The following is a 15,384-nucleotide window of genomic DNA, read 5'->3' on the forward strand; positions in this document are numbered from 1 at the left end:
GCGGGGCGTCGGATGGGTCTTGTTCGGATCAGGAGGCGGTTTCGGCCTGTTTGCCGTGGAAATAATTCGACGGGCCGGTGAGGCGGAATTCCTCGCGGAAATGTGTGGGCTCGGGACCGTTCGCACCGATCTTGACCTCGGCCAGATAGGCACCAACCACTTCGCCCGCCTGTTGCGCGGCGAAATCGAGCCGTTGCTTGGCCAGTGCCTCGTCGCGCAGCACCTCGGCCTCGGACAGCGAGCGCGACCAACGGTCATCGGCGGTCTGGTAGATCACGTCGCCTTCAAGAAGGGCATTTGCGGTGACGACTTTGGGGGTAAAGGGGCGGGCCATCAGGCGAGTTCCTTTTGCATCTCTGGCAGGGCAAGGGCAGCCGCGCGCGGGGCGAGGCCGTAAAATGTAAGGGCAGGGCCGGTCATTTCGGCCTCGGCCAGATCGGTCGGCAGGGTGTCGAGCGTTGTCGAAAGAATGCGCTGATCGGGGCGCGAGGCGTTTTCGATCACGGTGATCGGCGTGGCGCGGTCGGCCCCGTGCATGATCAGGCGGCCCTGGATGAAACGGGCGGATTTCTTACCCATGTAGATCGCGGCAACCTCGCCCGGGCGCGCGAGCGTGGCCCAGTCGTGATCGGCAAAACCTCTCATGTCATGGCCGGTCAGGAACCTCACGGACGCGTTGCGGCCCCGTTTCGTCAGGCTCTGGCCAATCCCGGCCACGGCAGCCGAAGCAGCGGTGATGCCCGGCACGATATGCCAGGTGACACCCGCCGTGTCGCAGGCATCGATTTCCTCATCCAGCCGTCCGAACACGGTGCTGTCGCCGGATTTCAGCCGCACGACCTGCGCGCCTTTGCGGGCGTGCTCAACCAAAAGGTCGTTGATGACCTCCTGCGGGGTCGAGGGGCCAAAGCCTTCCTTGCCAACATCGAGCATCAGCGCCTCGCGGCGGGCAAGTTCAAGGATTTCCTTGGAGATCAGGCGGTCGTAGATCACCACGTCGGCCTCGTCCAGCGCACGGCGGGCCTTGAGCGTCAGCAGTTCCGGATCGCCCGGACCGGCGCCGACAAAGGCGACGTGGCCGTCGCGCTGCGGACGCGTCAGGTGATCGTTCAGCAGCGATTGAAGCGCCGGGCGAACGGCGGTTTCGCCGCCCTCATCCATCGCGCGGGGGCCGGCATTGAAATAGTAATCGGCCCAGAAATCGCGGCGCGGACGGCCAAAGGGCAGTGCCTCGGCCAGTTTGCGAAATCCTTTGCCGATCCGCGCCAGCGGACCGAGCGTCACCGGCAGACGCGCCTCGAGATCGGCCTTGATCGCACGGGCCAGCACGGGGGCCGCGCCCTCGGTGCCGATGGCGACTGTGACAGGGTCACGATCGACGATGGCGGGCGTAATGAACTGACTGTCGTGCAGGTTGTCGACCACGTTGACCAGCACACCGGCAGCGCGGGCAAGCTCTGCGGTGCGGGCGTCTTCGACCTCATCCTCGTCAGCGGCATAGAACAGCGCCGAGCCGTCCACATCGCCCTCGGCAAGCGCGCGGCGGGTCAGCGTTAGCTTGCCCTCGCTTGCCCATGTCTCGATCTCCGGGGCAGGAGCGGCGGCATAGACGTCGATCCGCGCCTCTGTCTTCGTCAGCAGGCGCAGCTTGGCAAGCGCGGCCTCACCACCGCCCGAAAGGGTGATGCGCTGGCCCTGGACAGCGAGGAAGATCGGGAAATGTTGCATCGCGCAGGCTCCACCCGTTTGTTTGACTTGACCTGCAATATAGGAAATATTCCCTCCATACTGCTACGGGGGTTGTCAAATAAGGACGTTCGTTCCAATCAGGCGCCAAGTCGGGACAATCGACCCAAACAAGGAAAGAAACAGGAATGTCAGTTCGCATCGACGACGTGGATCGGAAAATTCTGGCCGAAGTGCAGCGCGACGCCAGCCAGTCGCTTGACGATATCGCTAAGGCTGTCGGGTCTTCCAAGACCCCGGTCTGGAATCGTATCCGCAAGCTGCGCGAGGCTGGGATCATGGGTCAGCAGACCGTGGTTCTGGATGCCGAGGCGCTGGGTTTCGAGGCCTGCTTTTTCGTGCTGATCCGCACCTCCGAGCATGAGGCGGAATGGCAGGCGACCTTCCTCAAGGCGCTGCGCGACCGCCCCGAGGTACAAGAGGCCCACCGGCTGGCGGGCGACATCGACTATATCCTGAAGGTGCGCGTCAAGAACGCCCGCGCCTATGACCAGTTTTATCAGGCGCTGATATCGGAAGTGCGGGTGCATAACGTAACAGCCCTCCTGTCGATGGAGGAAATCAAATCGACCACGATGCTGCCGATCGACCAGATTTCCACCTGATTTCAATATAACTGGGCGGGGTGGAAAGCCGCGAGCGAGAGGCCTATAGCGGGGCCAGACCTTAAGGAAAGGACCGCCCATGGCCAAAGCCATTCACACGATGATCCGCGTCTTGGACGAAGATCTTTCGGTCGCCTTTTACCGCGACGCTTTCGGGCTGACGCAGAGCGACCGTCTGGATTTCGACGATTTCACGCTGGTCTATCTCTGGAACGAAGAGGCGGGGCATGAGCTTGAGCTGACCATCAACAAGGCCCGCACCGAGCCTTACGACCTTGGCGATGGCTATGGCCACATGGCATTCAGCGTCGATGATCTGGACGCCGAACACGCAAGGTTCGAGGCGGCGGGTTACGCCCCGCGCAAAATCGTGGAATTCGAGCGCGACGGTGTGCTGATTGCACGGTTCTTCTTTGTGGCCGATCCCGATGGCTACCAGATCGAAGTGCTTCAGCGCAGCGGGCGTTTCGCCTGATCAGGCCCTGATCATCAGCGCCGACAGCCCGTGGAAATGGTAGCTGTCGGCGTATGCAGGAGCCTGTGCCAGTGACAGATCCGGGCAGCGCCGGAACAGTACCTGCAGCGCGATTTGCATTTCCAGCCGCGCCAGCGGCGCGCCAACGCAGAAATGCGCACCGCCCCCGAATGCGGAATGGGTCAGAGGTTTGCGCGTCGGGTCGAACCGGTCCGGATCGGGCCAGATGGCCGGGTCACGATTGGCCGCCCCCAGCAAGAGCGCGACCTGATTGCCACGTTTGAAAGCATGTCCGAAAGCCTCGAAATCCTCGTAGGCATAACGCTGGAACATATGCAGCGGCGGGTCATAGCGCAGGATCTCTTCTACCGTGCCCGCCACGGTTTCATCGGTCAGGCACTCCACGACAAACCCATGCTCTACCAGCGCCTTGATGCCGTTGCCAAGGCTGTGCACCGTTGCTTCGTGCCCGGCGTTCAGCAAGAGAACGCAGGTCGCGATCAACTCCTCCATGCTCAGCCGGTCGCCATCGGATTGCTGCACCGTGATCAGCCGCGTGATCAGGTCATCGGGCGGCGAATCCTGCATCGCTTGCCGGCGGTGTTCGATGAAATCGGTCAGATAGGCGGTGAACTCGGCGCTCGCGCGGTTGGCGGCCTCCGCGGTGCCGGGGGGCGTTTCGGCCTGATACATCGCGACCATCGCATGCGACCACGCGAGCAGGTTCGGGCACATATCCTCGGGCACACCAAGCAGCCGCGCGATGGTGCGCAGCGGGATCTCGGTGCAATAGGTGGGGAGCAGATCGAAAGGCTCCGGCGGGAAACCATCGATCAGCTCATGACAGAGAGTTTCGATATCGCCGGCCAACGCGGCGATGGCGCGCGAGGTAAAGGCGCGCAGCACCAGCCCGCGCAGCCTTGTGTGGCGCGGCGCTTCGATTTCCAGCATGGAATGCGCCTCGATCGCGTCAAAGGCGGCCAGCTCGGGGCGTGGCGGCTGCGCCATTTCGGGCGGCACCTCGCGACCCATCCGCTTGTCGCGCAGCAGTAAACTGACCGCTTCGTGTGAAAAGGCGGCGACCATCCCATAATCGGTCCAATGATGCAGATGCCCCTCTGCGCGCGCTGCCGCGTAGAACGGATAGGGGTTCTGGACGAACGCGGGATCACCCGGGGATTGGCGCAACTGCTTCATGCGGCAGAGCTTTGTCAGGCGACACTGGTCAATGCAAGCCCGCGCCTGATAGTCTGTGCGCGATGAAAAGCTGGATGAAACCTTTCAACCTAGTCGTGCCGGTCTTTCTGCTGGCCGTCGCAGCGCTGACCGGTGTGGTCTGGCGCTATGGCTACGATCAGGCGCTCGACCAGCTTGCCCGACGCGCGGAATCTGATCTGGCGCTGGCGAGTGATCGTCTGGCGACGCAACTGCAGACATATCAGGAACTTGCCGTGCTGATGGCAGACCATCCAGAGCTAGAGCGGCTTGATCTGCCGGAACGGGTAGGGGCCGCCAACGGACTTTTGCGCGAGGTGGCCGACAAGACTGGTGCGATGGACATCATCTATGCGGATCGCGATGGCCGGGTCATTGCCAGCGCCGAAGTGGACAGCCCCGAAGACATCAGCGGCACGCCCTATTTCCGGCGGGCGACGCAGGGTGCCCTTGGGCGCGGGCATGGGCAGGCCGGGGGAGAGCGCGCCTATTTCTTTGCCGCGCCCATTTTCGCACCGGACGGCGCGGTGCGTGGGGCATTGGTTTTCGTGGCCGATATCGAGCTGATCGAACAGGCATGGCGCGGCGACAACCCGGCGGTCCTTTTCACTGATGTCAGCGGCGATGTTTTTGTCACCAACCGCTCGGAACTGCTGGGATGGGACCGTCCCGAAGGGGGCATCGGACTTGTGGCACCCGATGGCACGGCGGGCGCGTTTCGGACATGGACGTTTTCGGGCCACGAGATATGGGAGATGGGCTGGGGTCCGTATCTGCCTGCAAGGGCGCTGCATCTGGCGCAGTCCATGCCCACGGTGGGTCTGACCGGCGAGGTGCTTGTCGATATCGCCCCGGCGCGGCGGCTGGCAGGGTTGCAGGCCGCGGCGGTGGCGGCAATCTGCCTTGCCTTTGGCGCGACGCTTTTCGTGGCAACGATCCGGCGGCGCACTCTGGCCGAGGCCAATGCCGTGCTCGAGGCCCGGGTGGCGCAACGCACCCGCGCTCTATCGACCACCAACACCCGGTTGCGCCGCGAAATCGCCGAGCGGCAAGAGGCCGAGGCCGCGCTGACCCGCGCGCAGGCGGATCTCGTGCAGGCGGGCAAACTCTCGGCACTGGGCCAGATGAGCGCGGGCATAAGCCACGAGCTGAACCAGCCGCTCATGGCAATCCGTTCCTTCGCCGAGAACGGGGCGCAATATCTTGAGCGTGGCCGTGATGATGTGGCCGCCGCCAACCTTGGCCGGATCTCCGAACTGGCGCGGCGTATGGGCCGGATCATCCAGAACCTGCGCACCTTCTCGCGGCAGGAAAGCGAAACACCGCGCCGGGTCGACGTGGTGGCGGCTTTCGACAGCGTGCTGGAAATGGTCTCGGCGCGGCTGGAACAGGAAGGCGTCACACTACACTACGACCGTCCCTCGGGCCCGGTCTGGGCGCGGGGCGGCGAGGTGCGTCTGGGGCAGGTGTTCCTCAACCTCGTGACCAACGCAATCGACGCGATGCAGAACCAGAGCGACAAGAGCCTCACTGTCGCGATAGATCAGGGGCCGCCGTTGACCGTGCTGCTGCGCGACACCGGCCCCGGCATCGACGATCCGGAAAAGATTTTCGACCCGTTTTACACCACGAAAGCCGTGGGTCTTTCCGAGGGCATGGGTCTGGGACTTTCGATCTCATACGGTCTCGTGCAGAGTTTCGGCGGCGATATCCGTGGCCGCAACAGCGAGGCTGGCGGCGCGGAATTCACCGTGCATCTTGAACCCTGGCAAGAGGAACAGGCCGCATGAGCGATATGGTGCTTCTGGTCGAAGACGATAGCGCCGTGCGCGAGGCGCTGGCGCAGACGCTGGAACTCGCCGCCCTGACACCCATCGTCGCCGGGTCATTCGTCGCGGCCAAGGATCACATCACCCGCGATTTTCCGGGCGTGATCCTTTCGGATATCCGCATGCCCGGGCGCGACGGGTTTCACCTTTTGGGCCATGCCCGCGCGGTGGATGAGGACCTGCCCGTGGTGCTTTTGACCGGCGAGGCGGATATCCCGATGGCGGTCGCCGCGATGGAGCAGGGGGCCTTTGATTTCCTTGAAAAGCCCTGCGCGCCCGCCGATCTGGTCGACGTGATGAACCGGGCGCTGGCCCTGCGACGCAAAGTGCTTGAGGCGCGGGCCGAACAGGCGATGAGCGAGGCGGGCGACCCTGCGGCGCGGCTGATATTCGGAGTCTCGGCGCTGGCCGAAGGGCTGCGGGCGCGGGTGCGTCGCGTGGCACAGACTGACAGCGAGGTGCTGGTCAGCGGCCCTCCGGGCAGCGGCATTTCGAAGATCGCCGAAGTGATCCATATGTGCTCGCCACGGGCTCAGGCGCCGTTCGAGAAACGCGCGGCCGACGGGCTGGACCGCTCCGGGCTGCACGAGGCGCTCGAGGCAAGCCGGGGCGGGGCGCTGTTCCTGGACGAGATCACACGCCTCCCGGCGGACACGCAGATCGCGCTGATCGAAGCATTGGAGCAACGCCACGCCACCCGTGTCATGGCAGGCAGCACTGTCGAGCCGAATGAGAAGACGCTGAACGCTGACCTTTTTTACCGGTTGGACGTGAGCCGGGTGCGCATTCCGTCGCTTGCCGAGCGGCCCGACGATATCCCGGTGCTGTTCCGCCGCTACGTGGCACAGGCGGCCGAGCAATCCGGGGTCCGTCCGCCCGAAATTTCGCCTGAACACCTCGCCTCGCTCATGGCGCAGGACTGGCCGGGCAATGCGCGTTCCCTGATGAGTGCCGCGATGCGCTTCGTACTGGGCATGCCCGAGGAGGTTAGCGAGGCCGCCGGTCTTGGCCTTGTCGAGCAGATGGCGCGGGTCGAGCGCGCCCTGCTCGTCGCGGCGCTCGGGCGGCAGAACGGCCATGCCTCGGAAGCAGCTAAGGCGCTGAAACTGCCGCGAAAGACCTTCTACGACAAATTGACGAAATACGGGATTCGCCCGGAAGACTTCCGCCGATAGGGCAAGTGGAAATGTGCGGATTCCCGCACAGTGTGCCGCCGGGCTTGTGTGGATTTTCGCACTCGCGAGCTGACTCAATCGGCGCTTTCCGTGCAAAGCGTTCCGTAACACGATGAAAAAATTAATAATTTTTCCAACCGCGCCATCGCCGCGCTGCGTTCTTGAGCGGTTGATGCTGATTCTGTTCACTGACCTCAGCGCATCGAATCACGATGCCACCGGAGCAATCCGGAAGACATAGCTCGGGAGGAGTATCCAATGAAGTTTGCAACCGCTGCTGTGGCGGCCCTGACGCTGAGCGTTTCGGCAACCGCCGGTTTCGCGCAATGTGACGACGGCGAAGTTGTCGTCAAGTTCGCGCATGTCACAAACACCGACCGTCACCCCAAGGGGATCGCGGCCTCGCTGTTCCAGGAACGCGTGAACGAAGAGATGAACGGCAAAGCCTGTGTCGAGGTCTACCCGAACTCGACACTCTACAACGATGACCAGGTTCTTGAAGCGATGCTTCAGGGCGACGTACAGATGGCCGCGCCCAGCCTTTCGAAATTCGAAACCTTCACCAAGCAGTTCCGCATTTTCGACCTGCCTTTCATGTTCAAGAACATTGAAGCGGTCGATGCCTTCCAGGCCTCTGAAACCGGTCAGGCGATGAAGGAATCCATGGCGCGCCGTGGCCTTCTGGGACTGGAATTCTGGCACAACGGCATGAAGCAGTTCTCGGCCAAGAAACCGCTGCTTGAGCCGGGCGATGCAGCCGGGCTCAAGTTCCGCGTCCAGCCGAGCGACGTGCTGGTCGCTCAGATGGAAGCGCTGGATGCCAGCCCGCAGCCGATGGCCTTTTCCGAGGTTTACGGCGCCCTGCAGACCGGCGTTGTCGACGGGCAGGAGAACACATGGTCGAACATCTACGGCCAGAAGTTCTTTGAAGTTCAGGACGGTGTGACCGAAACCAATCACGGTGTTCTCGACTATCTGGTCGTGACCAGCGTCGACTGGTGGGAATCGCTGGACGCGGATGTGCGCGACCAGATGCAGACCATCCTGCGCGAAGTGACCGAGACCCGTAACGGCGAGTCCTTCAAGGTCAACGAGGAAGCCAAGGCGGCGATCATCGAAGCGGGCGGCGTCGTGCGTGAGCTGACCCCCGAGCAGCGCGCCCACTGGGTCAACGCGATGAAGCCGGTCTGGGAGAAGTTCGAAGGCGACGTGGGCGAAGACAATATCGCCGCCGCGCAATCCATCAACGAGTCGATGTAATCGGCCACAGCGCCAGCCGGAACCGGCTGGCGCCACCTGTCCGGCGCGCCTCTGCCGCGCCGGATTTATCTCTTGCAATCGGGGGGACGCGCGATGGCTGGTCATGCGCCGTATCGGCCGCAATCGGCGGTTGGACGTTTCATAAATTCACTCGAAGAGACAGCCATTGCGGTCATCCTTGGCCTCATGACGCTGGTTACCTTTATCAATGTCCTGCTGAGGTACGTGTTCAACGCCTCGCTCATCTGGGGGCTCGAAGTCGTCCTGATCCTGTTCGCCTGGCTGGTGCTGCTGGGCATCTCCTACGGGTTCAAGATCGGCTCGCACCTTGGTGTGGACGCGGTGATCAACCTGTTCGAAAGCCCGGGAAAACGGGTGCTTGCCATTATTTCGGCGCTGATCTGTCTGGCCTATGCGGCGCTTTTGGTGAAGGGCGCGTGGGATTACTGGGCGCCATTCGCGGCGCTTCAGCCGACCGAGGGCCGCTGGTTCCCCATGGGCTTTACCGAGGGCGTGCGGGACCGGGCCTTTTACGTCACCGACCAGGTGCCGATGCTGGGCATCTTTCGCTGGCTCGAAGAAGCGATCAATTACGGCGAGGAATATGAAAAGCTCCCCCGGGTCGTGCCTTATGCGATCCTGCCCTTTGCCACTGCGCTGATCCTGCTGCGCGTGGTGCAGGCCTTTATCGCCGTCATCAAGGGCGAGCGGATCAGCCTGATCGTCAGCCACGAAGCCGAAGACGCGGTCGCCGATGTCGCCGCCGCCCGTCAGGAGTAATCTCACATGGAAGTCGTTCTCCTTTTTGTTCTGATCGTCGGCTTGTTGCTGGTGGGCGTGCCGATCGCGGTGTCGCTCGGGTTCAGCTCGATCCTTTTCCTGTTGATGTTCTCCGACACCTCGCTCGCCTCGATTGCCCAGTCGCTCTATCAGGCGATGGCGGGGCACTATACGCTGCTGGCGATCCCATTTTTCATCCTCGCGTCGTCTTTCATGTCGACCGGTGGCGTGGCGAAACGGATCATCCGCTTTTCCATCGCCTGCGTCGGGCACCTGCGCGGCGGGCTGGCGATCTCGGGGGTTTTCGCCTGTATGATCTTTGCCGCGCTGTCGGGGTCGTCCCCGGCAACTGTGGTGGCCATCGGGACAATCGTCATCGCGGCGATGAAGCAGGCGGGCTATACCAAGGAATTCGCCGCCGGTGTGATCTGTAACGCGGGCACGCTGGGCATCCTGATCCCGCCGTCCATCGTGATGGTGGTCTATGCCTCGGCAACCGATGTCTCGGTCGGTCGGATGTTCCTTGCGGGCGTCATTCCGGGCCTCATGGCCGGTGTCATGCTGATGGTGACTATCTATATCATGGCGGTCATCCGTGGCATGCCCAAGGGCGAATGGCAGGGCTGGGGCGAAATCGGCGCCAGTTTCCGCGACGCCTTCTGGGGGCTGATGCTGATCGTGATCATCATGGTCGGGATCTACGGTATCCCCGGTGTCACTGCGGCGCTGTTCACGCCGACCGAAGCCGCCGCCGTCGCCTCGGTCTATGCGGCCATCGTGGCGCTCTTTGTCTATCGCGACATGGGACCGCTCAAGCCGCGCGAGGCACAGAGCCTGTCGGCCGCTGCCGTGACGGGTGCGCCGCCGCGTCCGCTCACCCTGCTGGACAAGCCCTGGGCCATTGTCACGGCGTTCTTTCACCGCGACACCCGCGACACGCTGCTTGATGCGGGCAAGCTGACGATCATGCTGATGTTCATCATCGCCAATGCGCTGATCCTAAAGCATGTTCTGACTGACGAGCAGATCCCGCAGCAGATCGCCGGGGCGATGCTGAGCGCGGGGTTCGGGCCGATCATGTTCCTGATAGTTGTGAACATCATCCTGCTGATCGGCGGTCAGTTCATGGAGCCCTCGGGGCTTATCGTGATCGTCGCGCCGCTGGTCTTTCCGATTGCCATTGAGCTGGGGATCGACCCGATCCACCTTGGCATCATCATGGTGGTGAACATGGAAATCGGGATGATCACGCCGCCTGTTGGTCTCAACCTCTTTGTAACCTCGGGCGTGGCCGGGATGCCGATGATGAAGGTGGTGCGGGCCGCGCTGCCCTTCCTCGCCGTGCTCTTCGTGTTCCTGATCCTCGTGACCTATGTGCCGTGGCTGTCGACCTACCTGCCGACAAGCCTGATGGGGCCAGAGATCATTACGAACTAGGGTTAGCGGGTGGTAAACCCGTCGCCCTGATCGGGTAGGTAATGCGGATCACCGGAGATCATCCGGTGATCCGTTTTCATTTCAGCTGCTTGCGGACAGGGCAGCCACGATGGGGCCGAAGTCGGCGGCCTTGAGGCTGGCACCACCGACAAGCGCGCCGTCCACGTTGGAGACGCCAAAAATCTCGGCGGCATTGCCCGCCTTGACCGAGCCGCCGTAAAGCAGGCGGACCGAGCGGGCGACACCTGCGCCAAAGCGGCGTTCGAGCCGGGAGCGCATGTAGTCATGCACCTCGCCGATCTGGTCGAGCGTCGGGACCTTGCCGGTGCCGATGGCCCAGATCGGTTCATAGGCGACGACAAGGTTCTGCCCGGTCACCGTGTCCGGGATCGAGCCCGAAAGCTGACCTGCGATGATGTCGAGCGTATTGGAGGCCTCGCGTTCCTTGAGGCTTTCGCCAACGCAGACGATGGCGGTCAGACCGGCCTCGATGGCGGCCAAGGTCTTGGCGCGCACGGTTTCATCCCGCTCACCATGATCGACGCGGCGTTCGGAATGGCCGGTAATGACATGCGATGCACCGGCATCGCGCAACATGACCGCGCTGATGTCGCCGGTATGCGCGCCGCTGGTTTCGGCATGGCAATCCTGCCCGCCAACCGCGAGGTTGGTGTCCTTTGCGGCGTCGGCCATGCGATGGATCAGCGTCGCGGGCGGGCAGATCAGCATGTCGCAGCCCGCTTCGGCATGTTCCTTGATCAGGGTGTCGATTTCCGCAAGCGACTCCGAGGTGCCGTTCATCTTCCAGTTGCCTGCCGCCAATTTCCGTCGCATCGTTTTTCTACCCTGTTCCTGAAGTCTCGCTGCTACCATCGGCGGTTTGGCGGGACAAATGCAAGCAGGTCCAACCAAAGGGAGGCGCTGCCTTGATACCTGATCTAGACATGGCCCTGCTGAGGGCAAGGGATCCCGTCGAAATGGCCCGGTTGACCCATGCGCTGAGCGAGGTCGGGTTTCTGACCCTGCACAACACCGGTCTGAGTGCCGATGAGGTGTCGCGCGTGATCGAAGCCTATCGCGGGTTCTTCCAGTGTTCGGCCGCCGAGAAATCCGCCGTCGACATGAGCCGCACCGGATCGAACCGGGGCTGGGGTGCGCCGAAATCGGAACAGGTCGACCCGACGGCCAACCCGGATTTCAAGGAAGTCTTTGATTGCGGTCACGAATTGCCCGAAGGTCATCCCTTGGCCGAAGTCGGGCTGTCGGTCTATGCGCCCAACCTCTGGCCCGAAGGACAGGAGGGGTTCCGCACCGCGGTCGAGGCTTATTACGACAAGGCGCATAGCGTCGCGCTGGAACTGCTGCGGGCGATGGCGGTGGCGATTGGCGAGGACGAGACGAGTTTCGATAAGGCGTTCGATGCGCCCATGGCGCTTTTGCGCGGCAATTATTATCCCGAACGGCCCGATTGGGCAGGCGACAAGGATTTCGGCATCGCCCCCCATACGGATTACGGCTGCTTGACGCTTTTGGCAACGGACGGGGTGCCGGGGCTGGAGGTGCGTCTGGCCGACGGGCGCTGGCAACCTGTCGTGGCCGAGCCGGGGCGGTTTGTCATCAACTTTGGCGAAATGCTGGAATTCTGGACCGGCGGGCGAGCCAAGGCGACGCTACACCGGGTGATCGGCAGCCCGGAGGAGCGGATTTCGGTCCCGCTGTTCTTTAACCCGAGCTATGACACGAACGTAGCGCCTCCGGGTTCAGGACAGGTTATCTCGGCGGGCGATCATCTGTCGCGCCGGTTCAACGAGACCTACCTGCACCTGCGTAAGGGCTAACGCGACTTAAGCGAAGCGCGGGCGAGGTCGCTTGCCGTATCCGGCTCGTCGAGCACATCACCGGGGACGATATAATAGGGCATGCTGGTCTCTGTGCCGTTCTTGCGGGTATGGGTCCAGCGGTCCCATCCCTCGGCCTCAAGGCGCGCGCGAAAGTCGCCCTCGGCCTTGAGCAGCAGCGTGGCGTCGCTGCGCAACAGGGCAAAGATCACGCCATGATGATAGATCGCCATCCCGCCGAACATGCGGCGGGTGGTCAGATCTCCTAGCGGTTCGAACAGCTCCAGCGCGAAGGCGATATCGCTATCGCCCAGCGCCATCGGTTCAGTTCGTGCCGGGGACTTCGTTGAACTTGATCGATTCCCCGCAGCCGCAGGCTTCGGCCACGTTGGGGTTGTTGAACTTGAAACCGGATTCCAGCAGGCTGGTTTCGTAATCAATTTCAGTGCCAAAGAGGAACATCTGCGCCATCGGGGCAATCATCACCCGGGCACCGTCCTGGTCGATGACCTCATCGTTGGGGTCAACCTCCGAGACATAGTCCATCGTGTATTCCATGCCTGCGCAGCCGCCCTTTTTGACGCCAATGCGCAGCCCGCTGTGGCCGCCCTTGGCCATCAGCTTGGTGATCTGGGTGGTCGCGGCAGGGGTCAGGGTGACCGCCTGTTTGCCCGGAATGGAAAACATCTTTCATACTCCTTTGCCGTCCCAAGGTAGTCCCGGTGCGGCACGATCTCAAGAGGCGGGTCCGAACGGACTGGTTGCCATCTTAACGGGCGGATTACATGAAGCCGAGTTCGAGCCGTGCCTCGTCGCTCATCATGTCCATGCCCCAGGGCGGTTCCCAGACCAGCGCCACATCGACCTGTTTTACGCCCGGGATCGGTTCGACCGCATCGGCGACCCAGCCCGGCATCTCACCGGCCACGGGGCAGCCGGGCGCGGTCAGGGACATCGCGATGTTAACCTCGTTTTGATCATTGATATCAATCGTGTAGATCAAGCCGAGTTCATAAATGTTAACCGGAATCTCGGGGTCGTAAACCGTTCGGCACGCATCAACGATCTGCTCATACAGAGGGTGGTCTGTCGAGGAGGGCGCGATCAGCGGCGCACCTTCAAGAGGTTCTGGCGTCTGGGTCATCTAGGCCTCGGTCTGTTTCTGATAGTTTATATAGGATTTCCGCGCCAAAGCGTAAAGGGGGCGCGCGGGTTTTGCGACTGCGGGCAGGGCGGCCGAAATGGGCGGCACAGGCGGTGCACGACCCGTACAGCACCTGTACACCCCCTGTACACCGCCGCAGCGCAGCATCGCCGTTTTGCGCGGGAATCCGGCATGACATCCGCATAACCACCAATTGTTAACACAGCCGTCTTAACAAAAGGTCTGGCGGGCCTTTGAGGAGTCGGTTGTCATGTTCACACCCACGGTTATCGGGTCAGGTCTGGCGGGCTATGGTTTCCTGACGCGCACGCGTAATCAGCAGCAGGGGATGCTGGCGAATTCGCCGCAGATCGCGCGCGATACCTCGGCGACGATGGAACGGATGAAGGACGTCCAGAGCTCGGATGACCTGTTGAATGACCGGGCGCTGCTCCGCGTGGCGCTTGGCGCCTTTGGGCTGGATGAGGACATCAACAACCGGGCGTTCCTGAAAAAAATCCTCGATTCCGACCTGAGCGATGACAAGTCGCTGGCGAACCGGCTGGCCGACAAGCGCTATCTCGCCTTTGCCAAGGCGTTCAATTTCAAGGGGGAGGACGGGCCGCGGATGGATGCGGGCAAGACGGCGGATAAGGTGCGCGCCGACCTTGCCAATATCCGCAGCGCCGATGACCTGCTGAACAATCCGCGGCTGTTGCAATCGACTCTTGCGCGGTTCGGGCTTGAAAGCGATGCGGGTAACCGGTTCTTCCTCAAACAGGTACTGGAATCCAACCCGGATGACGCAACATCCTTTGCGCGACGCCTGACCAACCCGGCCTACGCGGATCTGGCGCGGGTCTTTGACCTTGCCGACAAGGCGCGCGATCAGGAAAGCATCTATGCTTTCGCCTCGACGTTTGAAGGGAAGGCCGCCGGGATAGAAACGGTGGATGACCTGTTTCAGGAGCCTGATCTGCTGCGGGCCGCGCTTGGCATTTTCGGGCTGGAGGGCGATCTCGACAACAAGGAATTTCTCCGGTCGGTTCTTGAATCGGACATTGGCGATCCCGCTTCGGTGGCGAATACCGAATACGACCGGCGCTATCTGGCGCTTGCCAAAGCCTTTGATTTCAACGCCCGCGCCGAGGCCACGGCGAATGGCGATCCGTTCACGAGCACGCTGGAGAAATTCGTCGAAAGCGTGTCGTCTCGCAGCGTGCAGGTGGAAACGCCGCAGGACCTGTTCAGCGATATCGGCCTGATGCTGGATACGTTCGAGTTCTTCGATCTGCCGTCGCGACCGGATGTCGCGCAATTCGCCAACAAGATCCTGACCTCGGACCGCGACAACCCGCTGTCCTATCTCAATCTTCAACTGGATCAGCGCTACCACGCCTTTGCGGATGCCTTCAATCTCAAGACCCCGCCCGAGGGGCGTGTCTATCCACCGGGGTTTGCTGATGCCATCGTGCAAAATTATCTTGATCGCCAGTTCGAGATCCGGATCGGAGAGTCCGATGCCTCGATGCGGGTGGCGCTGGCGATGGAGCGCGACCTGAACGATGTGGTGGAAAATGCGCTGAGCAACGACGCGCGATGGTTCGGGGTGATGTCCTCGAAACCGCTGCGCACCATTTTCGAGACGGTTTTCCAACTGCCTGAGAGCTTTGGCGCGCTGGACCTTGATCGTCAATTGGCGGATTTCAAAGCGCGGGCCGAGAGCTATTTCGGCACCTCGGAGGTGGCCGATTTCATCGAAAGCGACCGGATGGAAGAGTTGCGCCGACGCTATCTTGTGCAAAGCAGCATCGGCACCTCTGCGGGCGGCCCCGAGAACGTGGTATTATCGCTTTTGAGGGGAGGGTTGTAGCGCGCGA

The 15,384-nt window shown here is 62.2% G+C and carries 16 protein-coding genes; 9 read left to right on the plus strand and 7 right to left on the minus strand.

The genetic code is table 11. From position 1 onward, the window contains the following. Positions 1 to 28 precede the first annotated feature (28 nt). Both ACU0FH_RS14805 and cysG read right to left on the minus strand, forming a co-directional pair. Positions 29 to 334, minus strand: coding sequence for a DUF2849 domain-containing protein (locus ACU0FH_RS14805; protein WP_446195416.1), 306 nt, complete (start codon positions 332 to 334; stop codon positions 29 to 31). Beyond that, positions 334 to 1,728, minus strand: a complete 1,395-nt coding sequence (gene cysG, locus ACU0FH_RS14810; RefSeq protein ID WP_446195417.1) for a siroheme synthase CysG — start codon at positions 1,726 to 1,728, stop codon at positions 334 to 336. The genes ACU0FH_RS14805 and cysG overlap by 1 nt, the downstream gene beginning before the upstream one ends. A gap of 146 nt (positions 1,729 to 1,874) precedes the next feature. Here cysG and ACU0FH_RS14815 point away from each other — a divergent pair, with 146 nt between their 5' ends. Beyond that, positions 1,875 to 2,351, plus strand: coding sequence for an Lrp/AsnC family transcriptional regulator (locus tag ACU0FH_RS14815; protein WP_446195418.1), 477 nt, complete (start codon positions 1,875 to 1,877; stop codon positions 2,349 to 2,351). Between the two features lie 79 nt (positions 2,352 to 2,430). After that, positions 2,431 to 2,826, plus strand: coding sequence for a VOC family protein (locus ACU0FH_RS14820; RefSeq protein ID WP_446195419.1), 396 nt, complete (start codon positions 2,431 to 2,433; stop codon positions 2,824 to 2,826). On the opposite strand, the gene ACU0FH_RS14825 is transcribed toward ACU0FH_RS14820, so the two are convergent. Further along, positions 2,827 to 4,023, minus strand: coding sequence for a cytochrome P450 (locus ACU0FH_RS14825; RefSeq protein ID WP_446195420.1), 1,197 nt, complete (start codon positions 4,021 to 4,023; stop codon positions 2,827 to 2,829). 74 nt (positions 4,024 to 4,097) lie between these two features. Between ACU0FH_RS14825 and ACU0FH_RS14830 the strand changes: the two genes are divergently transcribed. From ACU0FH_RS14830 to ACU0FH_RS14850, 5 genes are all read left to right on the plus strand, one after another. Further along, a complete protein-coding gene (locus ACU0FH_RS14830) occupies positions 4,098 to 5,831 on the plus strand; it encodes an ATP-binding protein (RefSeq protein ID WP_446195421.1) in 1,734 nt (577 codons plus the stop codon). Further along, the gene (locus ACU0FH_RS14835) at positions 5,828 to 7,045 is read left to right on the plus strand and encodes a sigma-54-dependent transcriptional regulator (RefSeq protein WP_446195423.1); all 1,218 of its coding nucleotides are present in this window, start codon (positions 5,828 to 5,830) and stop codon (positions 7,043 to 7,045) included. The genes ACU0FH_RS14830 and ACU0FH_RS14835 overlap by 4 nt, the downstream gene beginning before the upstream one ends. Positions 7,046 to 7,303: 258 nt before the next feature. Further along, a complete protein-coding gene (locus tag ACU0FH_RS14840) occupies positions 7,304 to 8,305 on the plus strand; it encodes a DctP family TRAP transporter solute-binding subunit (protein WP_446195424.1) in 1,002 nt (333 codons plus the stop codon). 93 nt (positions 8,306 to 8,398) lie between these two features. Beyond that, positions 8,399 to 9,085: a TRAP transporter small permease gene (locus ACU0FH_RS14845; protein ID WP_446195425.1), complete on the plus strand. Its 687-nt coding sequence runs from the start codon at positions 8,399 to 8,401 to the stop codon at positions 9,083 to 9,085. A gap of 6 nt (positions 9,086 to 9,091) precedes the next feature. Beyond that, positions 9,092 to 10,522 (plus strand): TRAP transporter large permease, encoded by a 1,431-nt coding sequence (locus tag ACU0FH_RS14850; RefSeq protein WP_446195426.1) that lies wholly within the window; start codon positions 9,092 to 9,094, stop codon positions 10,520 to 10,522. Between the two features lie 81 nt (positions 10,523 to 10,603). Here the strand turns inward: ACU0FH_RS14850 and tpiA are convergent, their stop codons facing one another. Then, positions 10,604 to 11,356, minus strand: coding sequence for a triose-phosphate isomerase (gene tpiA, locus ACU0FH_RS14855; protein ID WP_446195427.1), 753 nt, complete (start codon positions 11,354 to 11,356; stop codon positions 10,604 to 10,606). 92 nt (positions 11,357 to 11,448) lie between these two features. Between tpiA and ACU0FH_RS14860 the strand changes: the two genes are divergently transcribed. Next, complete coding sequence (locus tag ACU0FH_RS14860) at positions 11,449 to 12,360, plus strand: isopenicillin N synthase family dioxygenase (RefSeq protein ID WP_446195428.1); 912 nt, start codon at positions 11,449 to 11,451, stop codon at positions 12,358 to 12,360. Here ACU0FH_RS14860 and ACU0FH_RS14865 read toward each other — a convergent pair. The 3 genes from ACU0FH_RS14865 to ACU0FH_RS14875 all read right to left on the minus strand — a co-directional run bounded on the left by ACU0FH_RS14865 (position 12,357) and on the right by ACU0FH_RS14875 (position 13,504). Beyond that, positions 12,357 to 12,680: a TfoX/Sxy family protein gene (locus tag ACU0FH_RS14865; RefSeq protein WP_446195430.1), complete on the minus strand. Its 324-nt coding sequence runs from the start codon at positions 12,678 to 12,680 to the stop codon at positions 12,357 to 12,359. The genes ACU0FH_RS14860 and ACU0FH_RS14865 overlap by 4 nt on opposite strands. Before the next feature lie 4 nt (positions 12,681 to 12,684). Continuing rightward, positions 12,685 to 13,047 (minus strand): HesB/IscA family protein, encoded by a 363-nt coding sequence (locus tag ACU0FH_RS14870; protein WP_446195432.1) that lies wholly within the window; start codon positions 13,045 to 13,047, stop codon positions 12,685 to 12,687. A gap of 94 nt (positions 13,048 to 13,141) precedes the next feature. After that, positions 13,142 to 13,504: an SUF system Fe-S cluster assembly protein gene (locus ACU0FH_RS14875; RefSeq protein ID WP_446195433.1), complete on the minus strand. Its 363-nt coding sequence runs from the start codon at positions 13,502 to 13,504 to the stop codon at positions 13,142 to 13,144. 271 nt (positions 13,505 to 13,775) lie between these two features. Here ACU0FH_RS14875 and ACU0FH_RS14880 point away from each other — a divergent pair, with 271 nt between their 5' ends. Further along, the gene (locus tag ACU0FH_RS14880) at positions 13,776 to 15,377 is read left to right on the plus strand and encodes a DUF1217 domain-containing protein (protein ID WP_446195434.1); all 1,602 of its coding nucleotides are present in this window, start codon (positions 13,776 to 13,778) and stop codon (positions 15,375 to 15,377) included. The last annotated feature ends 7 nt before the right edge of the window (positions 15,378 to 15,384 follow it).

Source organism: Heliomarina sp., assembly GCF_052826185.1.

Bases quoted from the DNA above. Each gene is read 5' to 3' on its own strand.
- ACU0FH_RS14805 (WP_446195416.1), bottom strand. From the start codon at position 334: ATGGCCCGCCCCTTTACCCCCAAAGTCGTCACCGCAAATGCCCTTCTT.
- cysG (WP_446195417.1), bottom strand. From the start codon at position 1,728: ATGCAACATTTCCCGATCTTCCTCGCTGTCCAGGGCCAGCGCATCACC.
- ACU0FH_RS14815 (WP_446195418.1), top strand. From the start codon at position 1,875: ATGTCAGTTCGCATCGACGACGTGGATCGGAAAATTCTGGCCGAAGTG.
- ACU0FH_RS14820 (WP_446195419.1), top strand. From the start codon at position 2,431: ATGGCCAAAGCCATTCACACGATGATCCGCGTCTTGGACGAAGATCTT.
- ACU0FH_RS14825 (WP_446195420.1), bottom strand. From the start codon at position 4,023: ATGAAGCAGTTGCGCCAATCCCCGGGTGATCCCGCGTTCGTCCAGAAC.
- ACU0FH_RS14830 (WP_446195421.1), top strand. From the start codon at position 4,098: ATGAAACCTTTCAACCTAGTCGTGCCGGTCTTTCTGCTGGCCGTCGCA.
- ACU0FH_RS14835 (WP_446195423.1), top strand. From the start codon at position 5,828: ATGAGCGATATGGTGCTTCTGGTCGAAGACGATAGCGCCGTGCGCGAG.
- ACU0FH_RS14840 (WP_446195424.1), top strand. From the start codon at position 7,304: ATGAAGTTTGCAACCGCTGCTGTGGCGGCCCTGACGCTGAGCGTTTCG.
- ACU0FH_RS14845 (WP_446195425.1), top strand. From the start codon at position 8,399: ATGGCTGGTCATGCGCCGTATCGGCCGCAATCGGCGGTTGGACGTTTC.
- ACU0FH_RS14850 (WP_446195426.1), top strand. From the start codon at position 9,092: ATGGAAGTCGTTCTCCTTTTTGTTCTGATCGTCGGCTTGTTGCTGGTG.
- tpiA (WP_446195427.1), bottom strand. From the start codon at position 11,356: ATGCGACGGAAATTGGCGGCAGGCAACTGGAAGATGAACGGCACCTCG.
- ACU0FH_RS14865 (WP_446195430.1), bottom strand. From the start codon at position 12,680: ATGGCGCTGGGCGATAGCGATATCGCCTTCGCGCTGGAGCTGTTCGAA.
- ACU0FH_RS14870 (WP_446195432.1), bottom strand. From the start codon at position 13,047: ATGTTTTCCATTCCGGGCAAACAGGCGGTCACCCTGACCCCTGCCGCG.
- ACU0FH_RS14875 (WP_446195433.1), bottom strand. From the start codon at position 13,504: ATGACCCAGACGCCAGAACCTCTTGAAGGTGCGCCGCTGATCGCGCCC.
- ACU0FH_RS14880 (WP_446195434.1), top strand. From the start codon at position 13,776: ATGTTCACACCCACGGTTATCGGGTCAGGTCTGGCGGGCTATGGTTTC.